This is a genomic window from Dyadobacter koreensis (assembly GCF_900108855.1).
Classification (GTDB): domain Bacteria; phylum Bacteroidota; class Bacteroidia; order Cytophagales; family Spirosomataceae; genus Dyadobacter; species Dyadobacter koreensis.
The window spans coordinates 1,038,780-1,060,551 of record NZ_FNXY01000001.1; the positions used below are offsets into that span (position 1 = coordinate 1,038,780).

Below are 21,772 nucleotides of genomic sequence, written 5' to 3' on the forward strand. Positions count from 1 at the left end.
GTTTAGATCCGGAGCGGCAGAGGATTTCCCACTGCCGCTTCAAAATTTGCAACAGCATCATCTGATATAAATTGTACTTTACCAGGACCGAATATTTTTTCGATAACCGTCCGCAGCCGCTGATCATGCTCGTCTCCCCTCTGCCCTCTTGCGCCAATGACGGGTATAAGCGATTTCCCAAAATCAGTAAGATAATATTCAACTTTTGGGGGAACAGCAGGTCAAATCACTTTCCCCACCTGCTCGTGGCTTTCCAGTTCCTTTAATTGCACATATAGCGCGCACCGGGACGCGCCTGAAATTTTTCTTTGCAGCTCACCGGGTCTTTGGAATCTTTGGTCGATAAATTATAAGAGCCGCATTTTTTATTTACCATAAAGTAATTCGCCGATCAGGTCGAGCCTGCAGTTCAAATCGGGCATTGTCCTTCTTTCATACATCCACAAATATAATCAGATGAATTTATCAGTCCGACAGGGATTAATTTATCCCTATATGAATCGTAAATCCCTACTTGTCAGCAATCGGCATAGTACCGAAATTTGTCCTAAACAAATCAGCAGGATCATGGATTTTAATTTTGAAAACGAACTGAAAGGTAAAATTGCACTGGTAACCGGCGGAACTAAAGGAACGGGCAAAGCGATCGCGGACCGACTTTTGAAGGCAGGGGCAAAGGTGATCATTACTGCAAGAAATACACCGGAAGAACCCAGCGACGACGCATACTTTATAGCTTCCGATTTAAGCAAGCCCGAAGGAACGAAGAATGTGGTCGAGGAAGTGCTTGATAAATTCGGACGTTTGGATATTCTAATCAATAACATGGGAGGCTCTGAGACGCCAGGAGGCGGTTTTGCGGTACTTTCTGATGAAGATTGGGAATCCTCTTTGCAAACAAATCTTTTAGCGCCCGTTCGGTTGGACCGCGGCTTTTTACCTGGTATGGTCAGTCAGGGCGATGGAGTTATCATCCATATCGCTTCTATTCAGGCAAAGCTACCCCTTTACGATTCAACCCTGCCCTATGCTGCGGCGAAAGCGGCCCTCGTTAATTACAGCAAAAGCCTGTCCAATGAAGTCTCACCCAAAGGGGTACGTGTACTGACCGTATCGCCAGGATGGATTATGACCTCCTCATCAAGCAGAATGATGGAGCGTATCGCCGAGAGCTCAGGCGGGAGCGTTGAACAGGCAGCCAGAGGTGTTATGGACGCACTTGGAGGTATTCCTTTTGGCAGAGCCGCCTGGCCACAAGAAGTTGCAGAGCTAGTCGGCTTTTTGGTTTCGCCCAGAGCCGCTTACCTGACCGGCACAGAATATGTCATCGACGGCGGCACCATACCTACAGTTTAAGGTAAAATTTAAATCTGCTATCAACATAAAGAACATTGTTTTATAAAATAAACATTCATAATCATGACACTTCCAGAAAACATAGCAGGCTTTATTAAAGCGCAAAACGACCTGGACAGCACTGCATTTGCTAACTATTTTACAGTGCAGGCAACCGTTTCCGACGAAGGTTCGTCCTATTCAGGTAGAGAGGAAATTAAAAGTTGGATACAAGAGGCGACCGAAAAGTATAATATGCAGCTGACTGCGATTAATTTTACGCAGACCGGTTCAAAAGCAAAACTTACCGTAGAAGTAAGAGGTACATTTCCGGGCAGTCCAATTGTGATGAATTATCATCTCGAAATGGATGGTTCTTCAATACGTTCGTTAAAGATTACAGATTAGCAGTACCGTATTCAAATTCGCAGGAATGCTTTAAGATTCATCGACAAACAAGCGTTCCTCTGAATCCTAACACAAATTCCCAAGACCCATATGATCAGAAAAATGCGTTTTAAATTGTCCATTACAGCTTTTTCAATACTGTTTTGCTCAGCTTTTACATTTGCACAAAGGTTGAATTCTTCTCCTCAGAAAGATCCTTCCCAACGAATACAAATTGCGCCTGAAAGTGTTTTCAAAAGTTTCCGGGAGGCTGGCATGAAACCGGTTAACCATATATTGACGCCATCTGAAAAAGAGAAAGTAAAAAATGCTTTTATGCTTTTGCCGCCGCTGCATCAGCAAATTTTGAAAAAACATCTGAAAAGCATCAGCTTCATGGATAACATGCCCAACACGGCTTTGACCTCACCAGTCGGCACATCTGGCGCAACGAAAATGTTCAACATTACTTTTCGCGCCAGCTTATTGGACGAGAATATTTCTCAGTGGGCAACATGGAAAGAAAATACTTGTTTCAACCAGCAGGCCGATTCAAATTACCGCGTGCGTGTCGAAGGTGGCGAGATGGATGGAATTGTTTATGTGCTGATGCACGAGGCCACCCACGTTGTAGATGTGGTGACGAACATAACCCCGCGTCTGACTAAAGAAAATGCAGCAGTTAAACCGACCGAATTTACAAAAAACATTTGGCGCCTGATGAATGTGCCTGCAGAACCATACATTGATTCTCTACTGGAACAAACCCGTTTCCGGAGCGGAAAACCAGTACCAATCAGCCTGTCGCCTGATATTTATAACCAACTCTCGAAAACGCCGTTTCCCTCCCTGTATGCAATGGCGGCGTGGTCTGAGGATATTGCCGAGCTGGCCACCATTCATCACCTGACGACTAAGTTAAATCAGCCATTTTACATCGTAGTTACCAAAAACAATGCGGAGCTGGCAAAGTTTGAACCCATGAAAAATTTGCTGGTCAGGCAGCGCCTGGATCAACTTTCAACCTTTTACAAACCATAATTTCCACCTCCCGGGAAAAATGTACAAGCCGCATTGCCTTTTATCCATTCATCTGGGCCGTTTTTACTGCCACCTTTGTAATGTCAAAACGAAACTACAATCTGCTAATGGTTAGCAGGTTAACTTAAAATTCTAAACTTATTACTCAGATGAAAACCATTGCCTTGACAATCGCATTACTATTCACTTTTATCCAAAGCCCACTTCTTTTTGCACAAACACGCAAGCCCGCATCATTAGGAAGAGAAGAATACATTGAAGTAGAAAAAAACGTCAAACTGCACGTAGTTGACCTGGGTGAAGGTCAGCCGGTAGTACTCATCCACGGATGGCCGCTAAACAATGAGATGTACGAATATCAATACCAGTATCTGGTTGAAAAAGGTTTCAGAGTAATCGGTATTTCTCTGCGCGGTTTTGGAAAATCTGACAGGCCTTACGGAAAATACGACTTCGATACGTTTTCTGACGACATCAAAGTGGTTTTGGAAAAGCTGAAAATTGAAAACGCAACACTGGGCGGATTTTCAATGGGAAGTGCGGTAACACTTCATTTTATAACTAAATATAATGGTGCGCATATCAAAAAGTTAGCTGTATTCGGTGCAACAGGACCGTCATGGAAGCAACGCGAAAACTATCCTTACGGCATCACCGAGCAGGGCGCAGCAGATCTGATCAAACAGACTAAAACCAACCGGGAGCAACTGGTGGCAGGTTTTGGGAAAGCATTTGAAGGACAGGAAGGAGGACTTTCGCCGGAATCGATCAAATGGCTGGAAAGCATTAATCTGAATGCATCACCTTATGCTACCACGCGGGCAATCGCTGCGCTAGGTGAACTGGACCTGCGTCCGGATCTGTCAAAAATTAAAATACCAGTAGCAATATTCCATGGTGTTAAGGACAAATTATGTGATTTCTCTCTGGCTGAGCAGCTGCATAAAGGTATTAAAGGCTCTTATCTGGTAAGATTTGAAAAAAGCGGACATGGTCTCTTTTTGGAGGAAATGGACAAATTTAATTTTGAACTTGAAAAGTTTGCAAGAAACTAAACGCCAATCTTGCCTGTGGGTCTAAAAAGCCTCACAGGCCTGTCAAGTGTTCAGCTAATAGAAGTTTTCGTAACAATATGCGTATATAGTCATGAATACAGCATTGTTCAACAGTAAGTTAAAGACATTTGGATTATTGCCCATAGGAAACGGTCAAACCGACCCGGTCAACGGCCCGCATTATAAGGAATTTATCAAAATTCTTTACCTGCCGATAGGTTACAAAATCAGGGTCGATTTTTCCATCTACGAAACGTATCAGCCGACTTTTCTCTTTATCAGTCCTAGTCAGTACCTGGAAATCGAAACAGCCGGTCAGGAAAAAGGATATTTCATTTTTTACAATCGAGATTTTTATTGCATCCAAATACATGATCAGGAGGTTGCCTGCGACGGTCTGTTGTTTAATAACATCAAGAACATGCCCAAGGTGGAAATCTCTGAAGACGAACAAGCTTTTTTTGAATGCTTGTTAAAAGAGATGATCCAGGAGTTTAAACTGAACGACAGCTCACTGGAAGAAATGGTCCGGACTTATCTTAAACAACTACTGATCCGCGCAACACGCTCCTGGAAAAGGCAGCATTTGAACGAAGCTGTAACAGGACAGCATAGCGATCTGGAATTTTTCCGCCAATTTACCAGACTTGTCGAAGAGCATTACAAGTCAAAACACACCGTAGCGGATTACGCTGATTTCTTATGCATGCAACCAAAAACCATCACGCACAAATTCAACAGGCTCCGGCTGCCACAGCCCAACGAAGTAATTAAAAACAGAATTATCCTGGAAGCTAAACGTTTGCTGGCACATACACGTCTCACGGCCAAGGAAATTGCCTATGAACTTGGTTTTAATGATCCAGCTTATTTCAGTAGACTATTTATGACAAAGACTGGTGAATCGCCATCTGGTTTTCGATCACATTTTTTGAGCAAGGAATAAACAAAAAGGTTCATTAGCATTAATTTATCTCGTTTTCAAGACTAATCTCATGTTTCCGATGCTATTAAATATAAATTTGAAAGATAAATCCCGGATTCGTCGTGCAACCAGTTATCAAAAGCAGCAGAAATTTTACTATGCATAGTTTGTAGATAACGCATTTAATCTCATCAGGATATTGATGTTGGCCAGGTAATCTGTGATCGCAGTGTGTTAACGGATTAACTGCAAAGTCTATCCAGCAAGGAACTTTTAAGGCTGAATAATCTTTCTAAGTTTAAACGGACTTTAAAAGACATCTAATGAAGAAAATTGGATTTTTATCATTTGGACATTGGTCTAACCATCCGGCTTACAGGGCTCAAACAGCAAGTGATACTTTGCTTCAATCCATTGATTTGGCTGTCGCAGCCGAAGAGATCGGTTTAGATGGTGCTTATTTTCGCGTTCATCATTTTGCATCTCAGTTAGCATCGCCTTTTCCGTTGCTATCAGCAATAGGGGCAAAAACAAGCAAAATAGAGATAGGAACAGGTGTGATTGATATGCGTTATGAAAATCCACTTTACATGGTGGAAGATGCCGGTGCCGCAGATTTGATTTCGGAAGGACGATTGCAGCTTGGGGTTAGCAGAGGATCGCCGGAGCAGGTAATTGATGGATGGCGCTATTTTGGATACGAGCCTGCTGCGGGTGAAACTGACGCAGATATGGGACGACGCAAAACACTGGAATTCCTGGAAAGATTGAAAGGCGTAGGATTTGCTCAGCCCAATCCATACCCCATGTTTCCCAACCCACCTGGCTTGCTGCGTTTGGAACCTTATTCCGAAGGGTTGCGCGAACGTATTTGGTGGGGAGCGGCTTCCAACGCGACCGCTGTATGGGCGGCAGAAAACGGGATGTATCTTCAAAGCTCTACCTTAAAATACGATGAAAACGGTAAACCCTTTCATGTTCAGCAAGCCGAGCAGATCAGACTGTATAAGGAAGCTTGGAAAAAAGCAGGGCACAAGCGTGAACCAAGAGTTTCCGTGAGCCGATCCATTTTTGCCTTGGTAAACGACCAGGACCGCTATTATTTTGGTCAGGAAGCGGACCGGAGAGATAAAATCGGAATGATCGAGCAGGACAAACGTGCAATTTTCGGTAGAAGTTATGCCGCTGAACCAGATCAGCTCGTCAAAGAACTGGCGCAGGACGAAGCTATTCAGGAAGCGGATACTGTTTTGTTAACAATACCTAATACGCTGGGTGTTGATTACAACGTTCATGTACTTTCTTCAATTTTAGAGCACGTAGCACCTGCACTCGGCTGGCGTTAGTTTCTGAAATTGGAATTTAACAAGAAAACAAAACAATAATGGATATGGCAAAGCCGGAAGCAACCGAGCTTTGCCATATCCATTATTGGTCCATGCCTTCTTCTATTCTCAACGCCTGGGCAAGACATGTCTTCTACCCGAATTTTATATTATTCTTTCTGTCCAGCAATGATTAACGCCCGGCAGCATTTCACCCAGGCTCTGCCAGGTTCAACTATTTCCTTAAAGCCAGATTCTTCTTGATACGACTAAGCGTTTCCGGTGCGATCCCGAGGTAAGAAGCGATCAGATTTTGCGGAACCCGCGCAATCATCTGTGGGTTTGACTTTGCCAACTGAACATATTTTTCTTCGGCAGTATGGGTAATAGAGCTCATCAGCCGCCTCTCCTTGGTAACAATACTGTTTTGATAAAGTATACGGAAATACCGGTCCATTATCGGAACTGTAAGAAAAAGCACTTCGTAATCTGCACGTGATATCATGAAAAGGTGGGAATCTTCAATGGCATCAATATTAAAAACCGCAGGTTCTCCATTCAAAAAGCTATTAAAATCAGATAACCACCAACCTTCCCAACCAAAAACACTCATATGCTCGTCGCCTTTGTCATCGACATTATAGGTGCGGAGCAGTCCTTTGGCAATAAAAGTCAGGTGTTTGCAAATATCGCCTTCCTGTAACAGATACTGCCTTTTTCTCAGGCTTTTTGAAACAAAAAAGGTTTTGATTAACTCTTTGTCACCGTCTGTCAGAGTAATCTTTTTTTCAATATGTCTAAAAAGTACGTCAATCATACAAGGACTAATTATTTACTGGCAGCAAAGATAATTCATTCGCATCGATAGCCTTTAATATCACCGCACAGATATACCCTTGATCTAAATCAAGTGCATTAGTTGACGTATGTCAATCCCGAGCAGTTTCCAGTCCTGTACCTTTGTGCTGTTGGTGGTAAGGAGAATTTTGAATGGAAACCAATTATTAATACTCTTATTTCCCCAACTGTGATGAATAAGCTATAAAAATTATTAAATATGAAAAATATCGCGTTAGTGGTTGGAGCGACCGGCATAACTGGAAGCAACCTCGCCGAAAAACTGATTGAAAAAGGCTGGATGACTTATGGTCTCGCACGTAATCCCAACGCTAATCTAAAAGGTTTGATTCCTGTTGCAGCTGACCTTCTTAATCCTGAAGATCTGGCAGAAAAACTAGCTCAGATTTCGCCAACTCATGTTTTTTTTACAAGCTGGCTACGCAATGATACCGAAGCCGAAAATATCCGGGTAAACGGTACAATGGTACGCAACCTATTAAACACCTTGTCTGAAAAAAGATCTGTTCAGCATGTTGCGCTTGTGACAGGACTGAAGCACTATCTTGGGCCTTTTGAGGAATATGCAAAAGCTGGCACATTACCCGAAACGCCGGTCCGGGAAGAACATCCAAGACTAAACCTGGAAAATTTTTACTATGCTCAGGAAGACGAAATATATGCTGCTTCGGAAAGGGACGGCTTTACCTGGAGTATCCATAGGCCACACTCAGTAGTCGGCAAAGCGGTTGGCAATTTGATGAACATGGGCACTACAATAGCTGTATATGCCTCTATATGTAAGGAAACCGGAAGACCTTTCCATTTTCCCGGGTCAGCTGAGCAATGGAATGGCCTGTCTGATGTAACGGATGCCAGAGTTTTGGCTGAGCAAATGATCTGGGCCGCTATTACGCCTAAAGCTCATAATGAAGCATTCAATGTAACCAATGGAGATATCTTCCGCTGGAAATGGCTTTGGAAGCAAATAGCAGAATGGTTTGGAATTGAGCCAGTTGGTTTTGATGGGGTGATTCATTCTTTGGAAAAGGAGATGGCAACAGATGCTGACCTCTGGAAAAAACTAGCTGCTGAATATAATCTGAAAGAATCTGAAATCAATCGGCTCGCTTCTGCCTGGCATACTGATCTTGACTTAGGTCGCCCGATGGAAGTAATGACAGATATGTCAAAGAGCCGGAAGCTAGGCTTTACCGTTTACCAGGATACCCGGGACTCTTTCTTTGACTTATTTCAAAAGCTACGAAATGAAAATTTGATCCCCTAAGTTTTAAAGGTTAATCAGAGCCAAAATGAAACGGATATTTCACCGCTTGGCTCTGATTAAAATCTACCCTCAGTAAATACAAATAGTTTAAGATATAATTCTCCATGGAAGCCGGTGTCGCCTGAAGATCATCTCACTTTAGCGTTCCTTTAAAAGGTATTTAAACACCATTTGAAATCAAATTACCTACCGGTTAAATTGAGTAACAGGAACTCATGATCTTCAAACTGATTATTCCGCCCTGAATTGGACTGGTGTCTGTTTTGACTTGGACATCAAAAGCTTGCCGAATGACTGATCCGGCGCAAACTTTTCATCCAGATATTTCCGGCGCCCCTGCATTGTTTTCAAACGTATCAATCTCCCATTCACTCGATCGCGTCTGGCAAAGTTGCTGCGCAACGCTCAGCCTTTAAATCAGCTTTACAATTGATACATGCATTTCTTATTGATCCCTCACTTATTTGCTGATCTCTAACGGTCAAGCCCCACTTCAGGGAGACCATAATAAGACTGAGCTTTTGATGACAGTTTTCATGCTAAGCTCTACACAATATCGGAATGCATAGATTTTGGGGTATATATCAAAGACAAAAAACCCTGTAAATTAATAATTTACAGGGTTTTGATTGTTTTTTTCGATGTTGCTATCCGCAGAGAGAGAGGGATTCGAACCCAATTTCTATCTCGCTTATTTTCAGTAATTTATGACAGCCAAAATTTACCTGCTCCCGGATTGCTCACTTGATGCTTAAAATCGGGCAATTGATGTAGTAAAATTAAGTATTAACTATCTTATAATCAATAATTTACAAAATTAAATTTTCAAGTCTCCGAGGGTTCGAGTATCTTAGGGATCGTATTCGACATATATAAGTAGCTGAATTTAAACTATTTAACATATGAACTTCCCTTATTCCTCCCATTTTTTACTGACTTTTTGAAATTTGTCAGTCGAAACGGTGTTCGAGTATAATATACATAATTAGCAAAAATTTCTCAATCTTCATGGCCTTCTAGCTGCCCGGATTGTAACTATCAAAAACCGTTTACTTCAGGAAAGCGTGATCTATGTTATATATAGCTAATGTAATAATTGGAAAAGTTTATGATCCGCAGTAGTGATTAAATTTTCCATATTATTTGCATAAATGGTTGAATCCCTATCGATGATGAGACACCTTTGACCTTGCCTTTATTGTTGAAAAATTGATCGCGCGCTAGATCTAACGAAAGTCACTTATGTGTATGCAAAAATTTCTATGGATTATTTCCTATGCATATTATGCTTAGCTCGTCAGGATTATTGTTATCCAAAAAAACCACTGCTTCAAATAAAGTAAATAATTGCATCTGCAATAACCCGACCATCAATATTTGTGTGCGAGCCTATCTGTACTTACAATAAGTGGACGGTATCCTTAATGAGTTGATACGAAGGAATTCGAGCCTATCTTTTAAGTAATTGATTTACAAACACTTACAAAGCTAAAACCCTTGAACTCTAAGAATACGCGCTGAATAATTTTCTAGCTTGAAAAAATTATTCTCGTGGAAGCGGAGGGATTCGAACTCAGAATCTAAATATTTGATAATAAGATAGATACAAGGAAAATTAACCCTCACTCCATGATTTACGCGATTATACGTTTAAAATACCTGTTTATAACACGCTTGATTTTCTATTTACAATTCGAAACTCTTACAAAGTTAATAATTTCTCACACCTCGAACAGAGTATGCAGTCTATTTTGATTCCTCATGAATAAAAAATGCTTCTAGTTAAATGATTTAACTATTTCTGTCGATTATCAGAATTTTGAAAAGAAATAAACAATATTACTTAAAGGGTCATTTTAAAAACCCACTTTTAAATTTAAAGAATAACCTCTGCCAACGGGATAATTACCAACATCGACTCCAAAAACCGCATCACTGAAACCGCCCACCGCCGGATCCAGACCACTGTATTTAGTAAGTGTAAAAAGGTTAGTTGCAGAAACTGAAACCCGCAGCATTTTTACACTGATTTTTTTTAAAAGCTTTTCATTAAATGTGTAACCAAGATTCAAATATTGCATTCTCAGATAATTCCCGTTTTCAACATAGTAAGAGTTGCTTTGGGTATTGGTACTAAAATTTGCAGCACTTTCAAAAATAGGAACACTGGTACTGGTATGGGTCGGCAGCCATGAATCCAGAACGCGGGTACTTACGGCAGCACCAGTAAAGGATGGATAGAAATCAGAAAACCACCTCTGGTTGTTAAATATCTGATTTCCCAGGGAAGTATATAAACTGGTATTTAGGTCAACGCCTTTGTATTTAATGGAAAAAGTTAAACTTCCGGTAAATGGCGGGATGGGGCTGCCAAGAAAGGTTCTGTCGCTATCGTCAATTTTACCATCATTATTTAAATCCTTAAACCGGAAACGGCCGGGAGCCGCACCTGTTTGCACAGCAGCTGTGGCAACTTCTTCTTTGCTGCTAAACAATCCCTGAACCTGATACCCGTAAAAAGAAGACAGCGCATGACCAGGCTGATTACGAACGACGGGCGTACCTAAACGCGTACCGCCTGCCGCAAAATATGGAACCAGTGGTGCTATTGAAATAATTCTGTTATGCAAAAAACTTCCCACCCCTGTCACTTCATAGCGGATATCACCGGCAAGTTTTCCTTTATTAGAGATCAGCAAATCAATTCCCTGGTTTCGCATGCTGGCAATATTGACAAAAGGCGCGCTGGCCCTGGTACCCACCACACCGGGTATCGGTAATTGATACAGAAGGTCGTGGGTATTCTTTCGCCAGAAATCCAGTACGATTTCCAGTTTATTTTTGAAAGCAGAGAAATCCACACCAAGATTGAGCGTTTCACTGGTTTCCCATTTTGCTTTGGGATTTCCGATCTGACTGTTGTAATAACCCGGAACAACCCCGGTATTGGTAGCACCCAGATCGTACCCGTTTGCTGCATTGGAAGAAAACAGGCTATACTGATTTGTGGAGCTCAAAAAAGTCGAATTCCCCATTTTACCATATCCTACCCGCAATTTAAGATCGGAAATCCAGGTTGATCTTTTCAAAAATTCCTCTGCGGACAAACGCCAGCCCGCGGAAAATGCAGGAAAAATACCGAAGCGGTAATCCTTGCCAAATTGAGAAGATCCGTCTCTACGCACGACCGCGGTCACAATATACTTATCATCATAAATGTAACGTGTCTGGGCAAAAAGAGAATAGAAATTATTACCACGGGTACTAGTGCTATTTACGTGACGTGTAGAGCCGGATGTGGTCGACCCAAGCGTTAAATAATCAGGATCGGTCGAAAAAGGATTGATACCCGAACCGTTAATATTTCTTCCTGCACCCGTGTTTAAGGCCTCCATCCCCGTCAGTATCATAATCTGATTCCGCCCAAAGTTTTTCTTAAACTCAGCGGTATTGGTAAAAGTCCAGGCAAGCCCGTAACCCGATGCTTCGGCGTAGCTGAAATTAGCCAGGTTTTCGGAGTTTTCATACGTTGCGCGCGACTGCGACTGATTGTAGTTGTTAAAATAAATCCCGCCAATACTGCTGCGACCAACAGTGTTAGGAAGCAGGTCAATCTCTGTATAAACATTTCCAAACCCGTACACTGTATTACTGCGGTTATGTCCTGCCGAAATCCGGCTTGCCACAGGATTTCTCGGGTTACTGAAACCAGGTGCCGCCGTACCCGCATAGCCGCCAAATGAATTATAAACTGGTATAATCGGTGCCATCCGGTAAGTCGCCAAAATATCATTTTCTTCGGACGAAACACTCGGATTGTTATTTAGACTGTTGCCTAAAAAACTGCCTGAGCTCCCCTGCTGGCCCGTAGTTGATAAATAACTAAGCTGTATATTTTCTCCAAATCTGATTTTTTTGGCAATGTTGAACTCAGTATTAATTCGGAAAGTATAACGCTCCTGGATACTGCTGAGAATAATTCCTTCCTGTTTTTGATAACCTAAACCGATATAGAAACTGCTCATCTTACTGCCCCCCGAAAAGCCCAAAGCATGACGTGTCAGCGCAGCTTTTCTACTAATGGCCTGATACCAGTTTGTACCCTCACGGTTAGAAGGAATGACAAGATACAAAGGTGAAATTGCCGGATCCGTATTATATTTTGATTTTTCCAAATCAAGGTTTACCTGCGATGCTGAAAGACCGGTTTGGTTGCCAACAAGAAGATAATCCGGAAGGACAGGATTTTGACCCGACCCATATTGTCCATTGGCTATTCCATTAAAACTTCCCGGACCAACAGTGCCCCCTGTTTGAAAAATATCATTTTTCCTGGCCTGCCAGGACCAATCTGCCTGCTGCTGCGGACTTAGAACTGACTGTCCTTTTCCAGGATAAGTCAGCCCGTAAATACCTTCATAGGAAACTGCTAGTTTATTTTGACTACGTTTGCCTTTTTTGGTTGTCAATACAATTACACCGGCCGCTGCTCTGGCTCCGTAGACCGACGCTGAGGCGGCATCTTTTAAAACGGTAAATGATTCGATATCGCCGGGATTAATAAACTGAATGTTCTGAGTCGGCACTCCGTCTACGATATAAAGCGGCTGATTTCCACCGAAAGAGCCAAATCCCCTGACTCTTACCTGGCTGGAAGTGCCAGGCTGGCCGTTTGTAATCAGTGTTAATCCTGGCACTTTTCCCTGAAGCTGCTGCTCAATGTTGGTAGAAACGACGACACTTAACTGCTCCACATTCGCAGTGAAGACTGCTCCGGTTACCTGTCGCCTGTTCTCTTTCGCATATCCTGTGACAATAATTTCATTGAGCAGTCTGGTATCTTCTATGAGTGTTATAACCAATTCAGATTCGTTTAGAAAAGCAATATCCTTGCTCTCAAATCCTACCGAAGAAAATTGTAAAGTCCCTGGCCTGGCTGGTACATCCATGAAAAAATCTCCGGTACTTTTTGAAACAGAACCTTTCTGGCTATTTTTTAGCAACACCGTAATCCCTGCGAGCTCCTCTCCTTTTTGAGAAAACACTCTCCCTTTTAATTTCCATGTTTTGTTCTCGGACAGATCTGTTGCACTGGCCGGTAATACTGAGCTTTGCCTTGATATTTTACCGGCATCAGCTTGATCCTGAAAAAGTATATAGACGTTATTTTTCCTGGAAAACTTAATCCGATACGGGTCTAAAAGTCTCTTTAAAAGAGGGTCCGGATTTCTTGCGTAAGATTCGGTTATATCTTCGGTCAGGAATTTACCTGCCAGAAGATCGGTGTCGTAGTTAAAAATGATTTGATAGTCGGCAGCAATCTTGTCTAATACCTTTGTAAGTGTTATGCTTTTTTTTAAATAGATTTTATCGGCTCCACTACGTTTCTGAGCTAATACCAGAGGTGGAACAGCAGCTGACATAATCCAGAAAATGAACAAAACCCAGAAGTAAAACTGACGCATAGTTATCTTGATATACTATGATCATTCAATGGAATAGCCACCACTGACAGGTTTAACCCGCACTTTGTAGATCGTTTGAAGCTGCGTATAAAAGCTGCTTAAAGAATCTGTATTAATAGTTCCGGTGAATCGTTTTTTAAGAAATTCCGGGTTTTTCACCTGGGTTTTAATACCATATTCGTCCTGTATCTGTTTAAACACGGAGGCCAGATTCTCACCGTTATAAATGCGCTTTCTGGCAAGCCAGACCATGTATTTTTCCGGGTCTGCTTTTTTCTTAACCAGTCCGGCAATGCCTTTGGATAATGTGGCCACTTGTCCGGGGGCCAGCATCATTTTTGCACCCTGCCCATCTGTTACATCAAGCTGTACCTTCCCTTCTTTTAACATTACTTCCACATCATTTCTGCGGCTATTTACATTAAACGATGTGCCTAAAACCTGCACATCGAGACGGCTGGTGTGTACAACAAATTTTACTGATTGATTTGCTAAAAGCTGTTTTTTTACCTGAAAGTAAGCCTCTCCTGAGAGGGTGACCTCTCTTTTCATTAGTCCTTTGCTGTAAGATAATTTTGAATTACCATTCATCGTGACCACTGAACTATCCGGAAGTAATACCATTTTAATCTGTCCATATGCCGTACTATAGGAAACCGGCTTTTCATATTGCCAAAGTCCAGCAGCAAATAGCAGTAATGCTGAAAAACATGCTGCCACCCAGTACCATCTTCGCCATATAGGATTAATGATTTTAGCAGAAGCAGCCGGAGAAATGCGTTCATGAATTTTATTCCAGCTTTCAAAGATTTCACCATCATTAAAAGCATCCGGGGAGACGGATAATTCCTTAACGATCCTGATCGCATCCTGGACCTCACTGCTTTTATCAGGATGAAGAAGCAGCCAGTTGGACCAGAACAATTCCGATTTTTCGTCAGGATTTATTACCCAAGTTACAAAAGCATCGTCTGCCACAAAGTCCCGGGTGGAAAAAAAATCATACGATTGCATAGCTTAATTGGTAACAGTTCTCTGCTAGAGTGTAGATTTGTGGTGAAATCATCCCTACCAATTTGAATTTTTATTGTAATTTCCTTAGCCCTCTCATTCCCTCGCTCACCTTACATAACCTTATGCAGGCCCCCATAAAATCAAAGTTTAAAGCTAAGTATTAATTTTAAAACTTTCTAAACCCGAATGACTTTACAATCAATATAAATATAAAAAGATATTTCTTTTTGATTTCTTTAGAATTATATTTGAATGAGCTTATCAATATAAATAATAGGACTTAAAGGAGTCAACCTACGCATGGAATCTTATCTTAATAACCCAAATATTTTGGAAGATAACCATGTCCCGGATCAGGGTTCTGTTAAAACAAATCCGTTAGATCCCTTAACTCCTGAAGAAAATACAGAACAGAAAAAATGGCTCCTGCTCAAAGAAAGGGATGAGCAAGCACTTGCCTGGTTGTATGAAGCATATGGCAAATTACTGCATAATTATGGCTTTCGGTTAGTTTCGGATAAAGAGCTGGTTAAGGACACGGTCCAGGATGTTTTTGTACAGCTTTGGAACACAGCTGAAAAGTTGCCCGACGTAAATTCTCCTAAAGGCTACCTGATCGTTGCAGTGCGACGAGAGCTCTTAAAGAGAATTACGCGTCAACGTAAGTTTTCAGATCAGTTTGTGGAAAATCCTGAATCTTCTGTGGAAGATCAATTTATTGAGTTTCAAACCAATGAAATGATTTCGGACGGTCTGGCCGGTTTTGTAAAGAAACTCCCAAGCCGCCAAAGAGAAATTATCTTCCTTAAATATTACAGCGCATTATCAACAGAGCAAATTGCCACGGTCATGCAGTTGACCCCGGCTTCGGTTTATAAACTTGCCTACAAAGCGATCGATAACCTCAAAGAACTTTGCGCGGGCTGGAAGTCTTTATGGATCATTTTTCTGATAGCCATCTCAGGTTTTTAGAATAGATATTAATAATACATAGCACCGGAAATCGGATGACTACCCGGCACTATGCACTTCTATTTATTTCAGTTCATCTACTTTTCAAAACGAATATTGTTAAGCTTCAAAATCTCGCTATTGGGCTTATCGGGTTTAAGCGCAATAAAATAAATATCATGTCTGCCGCTTACCGGGTTTTCTATTTTACCGCTTATTTTTTTAAAAACGTCCCAGGAACTGGTTGGTGTAAATGCTGCCGTGCTGATCACAGGACCAGCCTGAGAGTCAATTCTTACCTGTATCTGCCCTGTCTGGTCACCCGAAGCGTATTCAAAAATAAATTGGCCAATGCCGCTTAAATCAATATTTCTAAGCAAAATGTAAGATTTATGCCCGCCCTGAGAAAGATTGTCGCGGAACCTAGCGAAACCCACATAGGCATCCGCAAAAGCAGGTTTTACGTTCGCACTTCTCAGCTTCACAACATCCGCGCCCGTAATAGGTCCGACCTTATTTCCGCCTTTGTCCTTATAGGAAGCTACGAAAGTATATTGGCCTTTCTGATCATTTACAGGATGATCTTTAAGCATTTTAGATCCCTGAACAGGTAAATTTATAAGGTCTTTTTGAAGATCAGTCAACGAAAATATATATCTGACCATTTCCTGTGCATCCTGCGGCGAAAGCTGCGGATGTGCGCTCATGATATGCTCAGTCCCCCAGTTCCCACCTCCTCCACTAATAATTTTGGCAGCGAGTTCTTCCACAGCTTTTTCCTTGGTCTTGTAGCGTTTTGCAACCGCCAAAAACGTAGGTCCAACCGAAGGTTTGTCAACCGTATGACAGGCGCGGCAGTCGCTGTTGGTCATCAGGATTTTACCAATCTGCTCCGGCCGCATCAAAAGACCGGCCACAGATTCTGGAACAAGGTTTTGCTGGCTGGCTGGCTGCGGATCATAAGACATCTGAACGTGAATATTTTTTGGATCAATTTTAACATCCTCCTTATCTTTCAATTTGACAGCATAAGTAAAGGGTTTATCATCCCAGAAAAATGATTTATTATCTGCACTGGTAATTCGGACATCAGGTTTGCTGTTTCCCACTCGGACAACAACAGTATCCGTACTAACCTTTCCGGCAAGATCTGTCACTTTTAAAAGTGTGTGATAAACGCCGGGTTTTTGGTAGCTGTACGAAGGATTTGGTTTTGTACTACCCAGCGTTTTACCATCAAAAAACCACTGATAGGAAATCCGGTCATCATCGTCCAGATCCAGACTTCCTTTGCTGCTAAAAGAAACACGCAGAGGTGGCTGGCCGTTTGCCGATTTTAAAACAGGAAAATTTCGGCGTTCTGAGGTAAGAAAGACGGTTTTATCCACGTAGTCTTCTTTTACAGAATCGGTAATACTTGCTTTGGCAACGGGCGGACGATTTCCTGTATTATATTCAATTCTAACGAGCCTGGCATCGTCGTTATCAGCGCCGTAAACCGAGCCGTATTCAAGCATATACATCATTCCGTCCGGCCCAAAAGTGAGATCAATTGGTCTTCTAAAATCGCCGTTTGCCGCCATAAAAGGTTCACTGCGCACATACTTTTCATTTTCATCAAACCGTAAGGCAATTACCCAGTTACGCATCCAGTCAAAAACAAAAAGAGCTCCGTCATAGTAATCCGGAAATTTGCCTGTTGATTTATTCGCAGACTTGAAACTGTAAAAATCACCTGCCATCGCACTTCTTCCCCCAACGCCCAATTCAGGAAATTCTTCGGATGCTGCGTAAGGATACCAGATCATGGCCGGCACAGCTGGCGGTAATTGACTAAGTCCGGTATTATTGGGTGAATTGTTGACCGGCGCATTGGGATCAAACTTTGATCCGGCCGTTTTCGCAGCGAAATCCCACTTACTGTAAGCTGCATTATTGCCCATAAAATAAGGCCATCCGTAATTCCCCGCTTTTTTTGCTTGGTTGAACTCATCATACCCGCGTGGCCCTTGTATACCATCCTTACCGGCATCAGGCCCGATTTCACCCCAGTACAAAACAGAAGTCTGTGGGTTCACCGCGATACGGTAAGGATTTCGACAACCCATTATGTAAATTTCCGGAAGAGTACGGCCGCTGTTTTCTTCGTTTTTGGAAAATAAATTCCCTTCGGGAATGCTATACGTGCCATCAGTTTCGGGATGGATACGCAAAATTTTTCCCTTAAAATCATTGGTATTACCAGCCGAACGCTGCGAATCCTGACTGTAAAATTCCTTTCCTGGCCGCTCATCCATAGGAGAATAACCTCCTGAAGGAAAAGGCGTCGAACTATCACCAGTTGAGAGGTAAAGATTCCCTTCCTTATCAAATGCCAAGGATCCGCCATGATGCGAGCCGCTGTTTTTTTGAACCGGAACTTTAAGCAGGATTTTCTCCGAAGACAAATCAAGCGTGTTATTTTCTGTTAATGTAAATCGTGAGAGCTGAAATGCAAGATTTTCTTCGGTAAGTCCTTTGGGGGCATAATACAAATAAAGCTGACGATTTTTCGAGAAGTCCGGATCCAGTGTTATACCGATAAGGCCTGTGCCGCCCATGTTGGTAATCTCAAACTTATGGATCAGTGATGATTTTCCTGTGGCCGGATCGTAGCTGGAAAAATTGCCAAATAACTCTGTAAAATATACGATGCCATTTGAAGCCACGGCAAGCTCCATAGGAGAATTCAGATCATTAGCCAGAATGGTTTTGACAAACCGGTTTTGCTCAGGTGTTATTTTAGCATATGCTTTTTTATAATCCAGCACTGAATTTGGTCCTATGGCATATTTTATTCCTCCCAGCAAATGCGCCAAATACAGAGGCTCACTAAAACTTTCATCGGTATGGCCAAGGCCCGTGTAAAAAGAACGTCCGCCATCAAATTCATGATACCAACTGATGGGATGATCAGCGCCGTTGGTGCCACCTTCGTAGGAAATTTCATCAAGTTTTGCCAGCACTTTAATGCCCGAATAGTAAGCGCGGTAGTTATACCACTCATCGGTTCTCTCCCAGCGGCCGGACAGCATTTTGGTAGAAGGATGCGTTTTATCGCTCACTTCTATGGCTGCCTTTCTAACATTAGGATTATGCGGATGGCTTGAAAAATAAGCACCGACCAGCTTACCGTACCAAGGCCAGTCGTACTCGGTATCAGCAGCGGCATGGATTCCAACAAACCCGCCACCTGCCTGAATATAGCGCTCAAAGGCAGTCTGTTGTGTTCCGTTTAAAACATTTCCTGTGGTGCTCAGCCAGATCACAGCGGCATAGTTTTTCAAATGTTCCTCGGTAAAAAGTGCCGAATTTGAAGTGGTATCGACACTAAAACCATTTTCCTGTCCCAACTTTTGAAGGGCTTTGATACCTGAGGGAATCGATGCGTGTTTCCAACCTTTGGTTTTAGAAAAAACCAGAACCCGGGGCTCTGCGGCTTGCTCACTAAAGGTCATTGAGCAGTAGGCTAAAACAATTAGAACGCAAAGAGCCAGGTATGTGAACTTCACTTTAAATAACATAATCAGTATATTAACGACCGTACTTCTTTAAAAACATCTGCAGCGTTTTCTGTATTTTGATTGTATAATTTCAATCCAATGCTTGGCCGGCAGCTACATTAAGGAGCCGCGGTTTTTGCTTTACTATAATCAAGCTTTTGGTTTTTCCCAATTGCATATTTGATTCCTTCCAGTATATGCTTTTGAAATAAAGGGTCACTATAACCTTCCGAGAGGTGTCCCAGCGCAGTGTAAAAAGACCGTCCTCCATCAAATTCATGTTTCCAAGCCAAAGGGTGGTACGCGCCTTCGGTGCCACCTTTGTAAGTGGTTTCATCCGCAGTAAAAAGAACGTGCACATCGCTGCTTCTTTTATTGAAATTATACCACTCGTCTTTCCATTGCCATTTTTGTGGTAGGTGTTTTGTAGATTGATCTTTTCGGTCGGTTACGTTAATTGTTCCCGGCACCGGATCCGGCGGGTGATTGACAAAAACAGCACCCGTCAGCTTACCAAACCAATCCCACTCTTTTTCGGAGGCCGAAGCAGAATGAATACCGATATATCCCCCTCCCGACTGAATATACCTTTCAAAGTGAGCCTGTTCGGCAGTACTGAGCACATCGCCTGTTGTTGATAACCAGATGACGGCTGCATATTTTTTAAGAGAATCCTCTTTAAAAAACGCTGCATTTTCAGTGGTATCTACCTCAAACCCATTTTGCTCCCCCATCTTTATGATTGCAGCAATACCCGCCGGAATGGATTCATGATAGTACCGGACGGTTTTGCTAAAAATAAGTACCCTGGGTTTTTGCTTTTGGGCTACACATAAAAAAGAAAGACCAAATATTAGAAACAGGGAAAGTATTGTTATTTTTTTCATGTAAAAATCTGGTTATGAAGATAAAGAGATAAAATTTACAAATCTCTTTGATAAAAAAGGTGTTCTAAAAGCTGCCGGGCTTCACCGTCAGGATCATTCCTGATTTCACTATTGTTATTGAAAACCATCGTTGCTCCGTTTTGTTTTGTAAACGGTTTCCACTGCGGCAGACCTTTATGATCCGGGTTTCCCGTTCTGGCAAAATTCAGCCACGCCATACTTATTTTTGCAGCCAGATCTCTTGCCTGTTGTCCACCACCGGTCATGGTTTCACAGCGGTCGGTATTCGCAAAAACAAAAGGAATTTCACTGCAATGAAAAGATCTCGGACGACTATCAAGAACAGGAGTTTGCCATGCGAAAAGATATAAATAAACCGGCGCTGCGTTCTGAGCCGCTTTGCGCTCAGCTTGCAGATAAGCCATTGGGTTGTATGGAGAAACGTACGAAAGAATTTCCACGGCCTTTACCTCCGGGTGCACTTTCCTTAACACCTGATGGATTTTCTGTGACTTGGCTCCAAAGCGTTCAAATAGCTTTTTTTTCAGTCCTTCATCGTCTAAAGATTCCATAGCGGCATTCCCAATACTGGCTGACGCTTCGTTGCGGTTGGTGCCAATGATCATGGGAATATGGGCAGAATATGCAGGTACCGACGGATCAAAGGGATGCGTAGGAATTACCTTACCATCCACAACTGGCTGCCAGCCAGCGCGACCAACATTAAGAGGAAAATCACTTCCCATTTTCTTTTCCGCTGCTATACTGGCCAGAATTAATTCAGAAAATGGCAGTTTAGAAATCTGAGCAATATTGGCTTTATCAATTTTTAATTCGGATAAAAAATGACCTGCAAGTTCTGCGGCATAGGCATGAGTAGCCACCTGAACGGTTGAACTGCTTTGCGAGATAGCTTTGTGAAAAAGACCTTTTGCAGTAGGCATAGCCATCAGAGTTGTAACTTTAGCTCCGCCTCCGGATTGTCCAAAAATTGTCACATTGCCGGCATCACCTCCAAAATTTGCGATATTGTCTCTTACCCATTCGAGTGCTGCCACAAGATCCAGCATACCAACGTTACCTGATCTTTCGTATTGACTTCCATAATCGGACAGATCCAAAAAACCTAAAGCATTAAGCCTGTGATTGACCGAAACAACGACTACATCCCCTTTTCTGCTAAGATTCTCGCCGTCGTAAGATGGATGCTCCTGGCTGGACCCTGAAAAGAAAGCTCCTCCATGAATCCAGAAAAGCACCGGCCTCTTTTTGTTATCCTTTAAAGTCGGTGTCCATACGTTTAGCCTTAGACAATCCTCACTTTGAAAACCATCAACCCATTGATAAAGAAAAGCATACTCCTGCATCCCCCATCCGCTATTTGGTTTTTGAGGACAAATCGGTCCGTAAGTAAGTGTATCGCGCACGCCCGTCCAGCTGATAGGTTTCACCGGAGGCATGAACCGGTACGCTCCGGCAGTACTCTCCCCGTAAGGTATGCCCTTGAAATTGTAAATCCCATCATGAATATAGCCTCGCACTTTCCCCTGCGTGGTATCAGCCACCGCCTGGTTAGCGGAAGCTGTCACACGATCTTTTTTATCTTTGATTGAAATTTGCGCATTGGCATCAGGACTCCCAAGTGTGAGCGCAGTTGCGCCTAGTCCAATAGTCTGAAGAAAATTCCTTCGGTTGTTTTTCATACGGTTAATAAATCAGG

General features: G+C 42.4%; 14 protein-coding genes and 1 pseudogene. 8 read left to right on the forward strand and 7 right to left on the reverse strand.

Features of this window, described 5'->3' with window-relative positions:
* Nucleotides 1-2 precede the first annotated feature (2 nt).
* A pseudogene (locus BMY70_RS31215) lies at nucleotides 3-206 on the reverse strand (hypothetical protein); the annotation flags it as partial.
* Between the two features lie 361 nt (nucleotides 207-567).
* Between BMY70_RS31215 and BMY70_RS04275 the strand changes: the two are divergent.
* The 6 genes from BMY70_RS04275 (at nucleotide 568) to BMY70_RS04300 (ending at nucleotide 6,089) form a co-directional block, all read left to right on the forward strand.
* Nucleotides 568-1,356 carry an SDR family oxidoreductase gene (locus tag BMY70_RS04275; RefSeq protein WP_090332289.1) on the forward strand — a complete coding sequence of 263 codons (789 nt, stop codon included), beginning with the start codon at nucleotides 568-570 and terminating at the stop codon, nucleotides 1,354-1,356.
* 63 nt (nucleotides 1,357-1,419) lie between these two features.
* Nucleotides 1,420-1,743: a nuclear transport factor 2 family protein gene (locus tag BMY70_RS04280; RefSeq protein ID WP_090332292.1), complete on the forward strand. Its 324-nt coding sequence runs from the start codon at nucleotides 1,420-1,422 to the stop codon at nucleotides 1,741-1,743.
* Between the two features lie 255 nt (nucleotides 1,744-1,998).
* Entirely contained in the window at nucleotides 1,999-2,763 is a 765-nt protein-coding gene (locus BMY70_RS04285) for a hypothetical protein (protein ID WP_090332702.1), read from the forward strand.
* Nucleotides 2,764-2,912: 149 nt separating this feature from the next.
* Nucleotides 2,913-3,818 (forward strand): alpha/beta fold hydrolase, encoded by a 906-nt coding sequence (locus BMY70_RS04290; RefSeq protein WP_090332295.1) that lies wholly within the window; start codon nucleotides 2,913-2,915, stop codon nucleotides 3,816-3,818.
* A 91-nt stretch (nucleotides 3,819-3,909) separates the two neighbouring features.
* Entirely contained in the window at nucleotides 3,910-4,764 is an 855-nt protein-coding gene (locus tag BMY70_RS04295; RefSeq protein ID WP_090332297.1) for a helix-turn-helix domain-containing protein, read from the forward strand.
* A 302-nt stretch (nucleotides 4,765-5,066) separates the two neighbouring features.
* A complete protein-coding gene (locus tag BMY70_RS04300) occupies nucleotides 5,067-6,089 on the forward strand; it encodes an LLM class flavin-dependent oxidoreductase (RefSeq protein WP_090332302.1) in 1,023 nt (340 codons plus the stop codon).
* 214 nt (nucleotides 6,090-6,303) lie between these two features.
* Here BMY70_RS04300 and BMY70_RS04305 read toward each other — a convergent pair whose 3' ends face one another.
* Nucleotides 6,304-6,885: a Crp/Fnr family transcriptional regulator gene (locus tag BMY70_RS04305; RefSeq protein WP_090332305.1), complete on the reverse strand. Its 582-nt coding sequence runs from the start codon at nucleotides 6,883-6,885 to the stop codon at nucleotides 6,304-6,306.
* Nucleotides 6,886-7,125: 240 nt separating this feature from the next.
* Here BMY70_RS04305 and BMY70_RS04310 point away from each other — a divergent pair, with 240 nt between their 5' ends.
* Entirely contained in the window at nucleotides 7,126-8,193 is a 1,068-nt protein-coding gene (locus BMY70_RS04310) for an SDR family oxidoreductase (RefSeq protein WP_090332308.1), read from the forward strand.
* 1,856 nt (nucleotides 8,194-10,049) lie between these two features.
* On the opposite strand, the gene BMY70_RS04315 is transcribed toward BMY70_RS04310, so the two are convergent.
* Nucleotides 10,050-13,658 (reverse strand): SusC/RagA family TonB-linked outer membrane protein, encoded by a 3,609-nt coding sequence (locus tag BMY70_RS04315; protein ID WP_229209473.1) that lies wholly within the window; start codon nucleotides 13,656-13,658, stop codon nucleotides 10,050-10,052.
* A 21-nt stretch (nucleotides 13,659-13,679) separates the two neighbouring features.
* The gene (locus BMY70_RS04320) at nucleotides 13,680-14,672 is read right to left on the reverse strand and encodes a FecR family protein (RefSeq protein WP_090332311.1); all 993 of its coding nucleotides are present in this window, start codon (nucleotides 14,670-14,672) and stop codon (nucleotides 13,680-13,682) included.
* A gap of 300 nt (nucleotides 14,673-14,972) precedes the next feature.
* Between BMY70_RS04320 and BMY70_RS04325 the strand changes: the two genes are divergently transcribed.
* Nucleotides 14,973-15,644, forward strand: a complete 672-nt coding sequence (locus tag BMY70_RS04325) for an RNA polymerase sigma factor (RefSeq protein WP_090332315.1) — start codon at nucleotides 14,973-14,975, stop codon at nucleotides 15,642-15,644.
* Nucleotides 15,645-15,721: 77 nt separating this feature from the next.
* Here the strand turns inward: BMY70_RS04325 and BMY70_RS04330 are convergent, their stop codons facing one another.
* The 3 genes from BMY70_RS04330 to BMY70_RS04340 all read right to left on the reverse strand — a co-directional run bounded on the left by BMY70_RS04330 (nucleotide 15,722) and on the right by BMY70_RS04340 (nucleotide 21,755).
* Nucleotides 15,722-19,120 carry a ThuA domain-containing protein gene (locus BMY70_RS04330; protein WP_229209474.1) on the reverse strand — a complete coding sequence of 1,133 codons (3,399 nt, stop codon included), beginning with the start codon at nucleotides 19,118-19,120 and terminating at the stop codon, nucleotides 15,722-15,724.
* Between the two features lie 164 nt (nucleotides 19,121-19,284).
* Nucleotides 19,285-20,052 carry a ThuA domain-containing protein gene (locus BMY70_RS04335; RefSeq protein WP_090332320.1) on the reverse strand — a complete coding sequence of 256 codons (768 nt, stop codon included), beginning with the start codon at nucleotides 20,050-20,052 and terminating at the stop codon, nucleotides 19,285-19,287.
* Nucleotides 20,053-20,087: 35 nt separating this feature from the next.
* Nucleotides 20,088-21,755, reverse strand: coding sequence for a carboxylesterase/lipase family protein (locus BMY70_RS04340; protein ID WP_090332322.1), 1,668 nt, complete (start codon nucleotides 21,753-21,755; stop codon nucleotides 20,088-20,090).
* Nucleotides 21,756-21,772 lie beyond the last annotated feature (17 nt).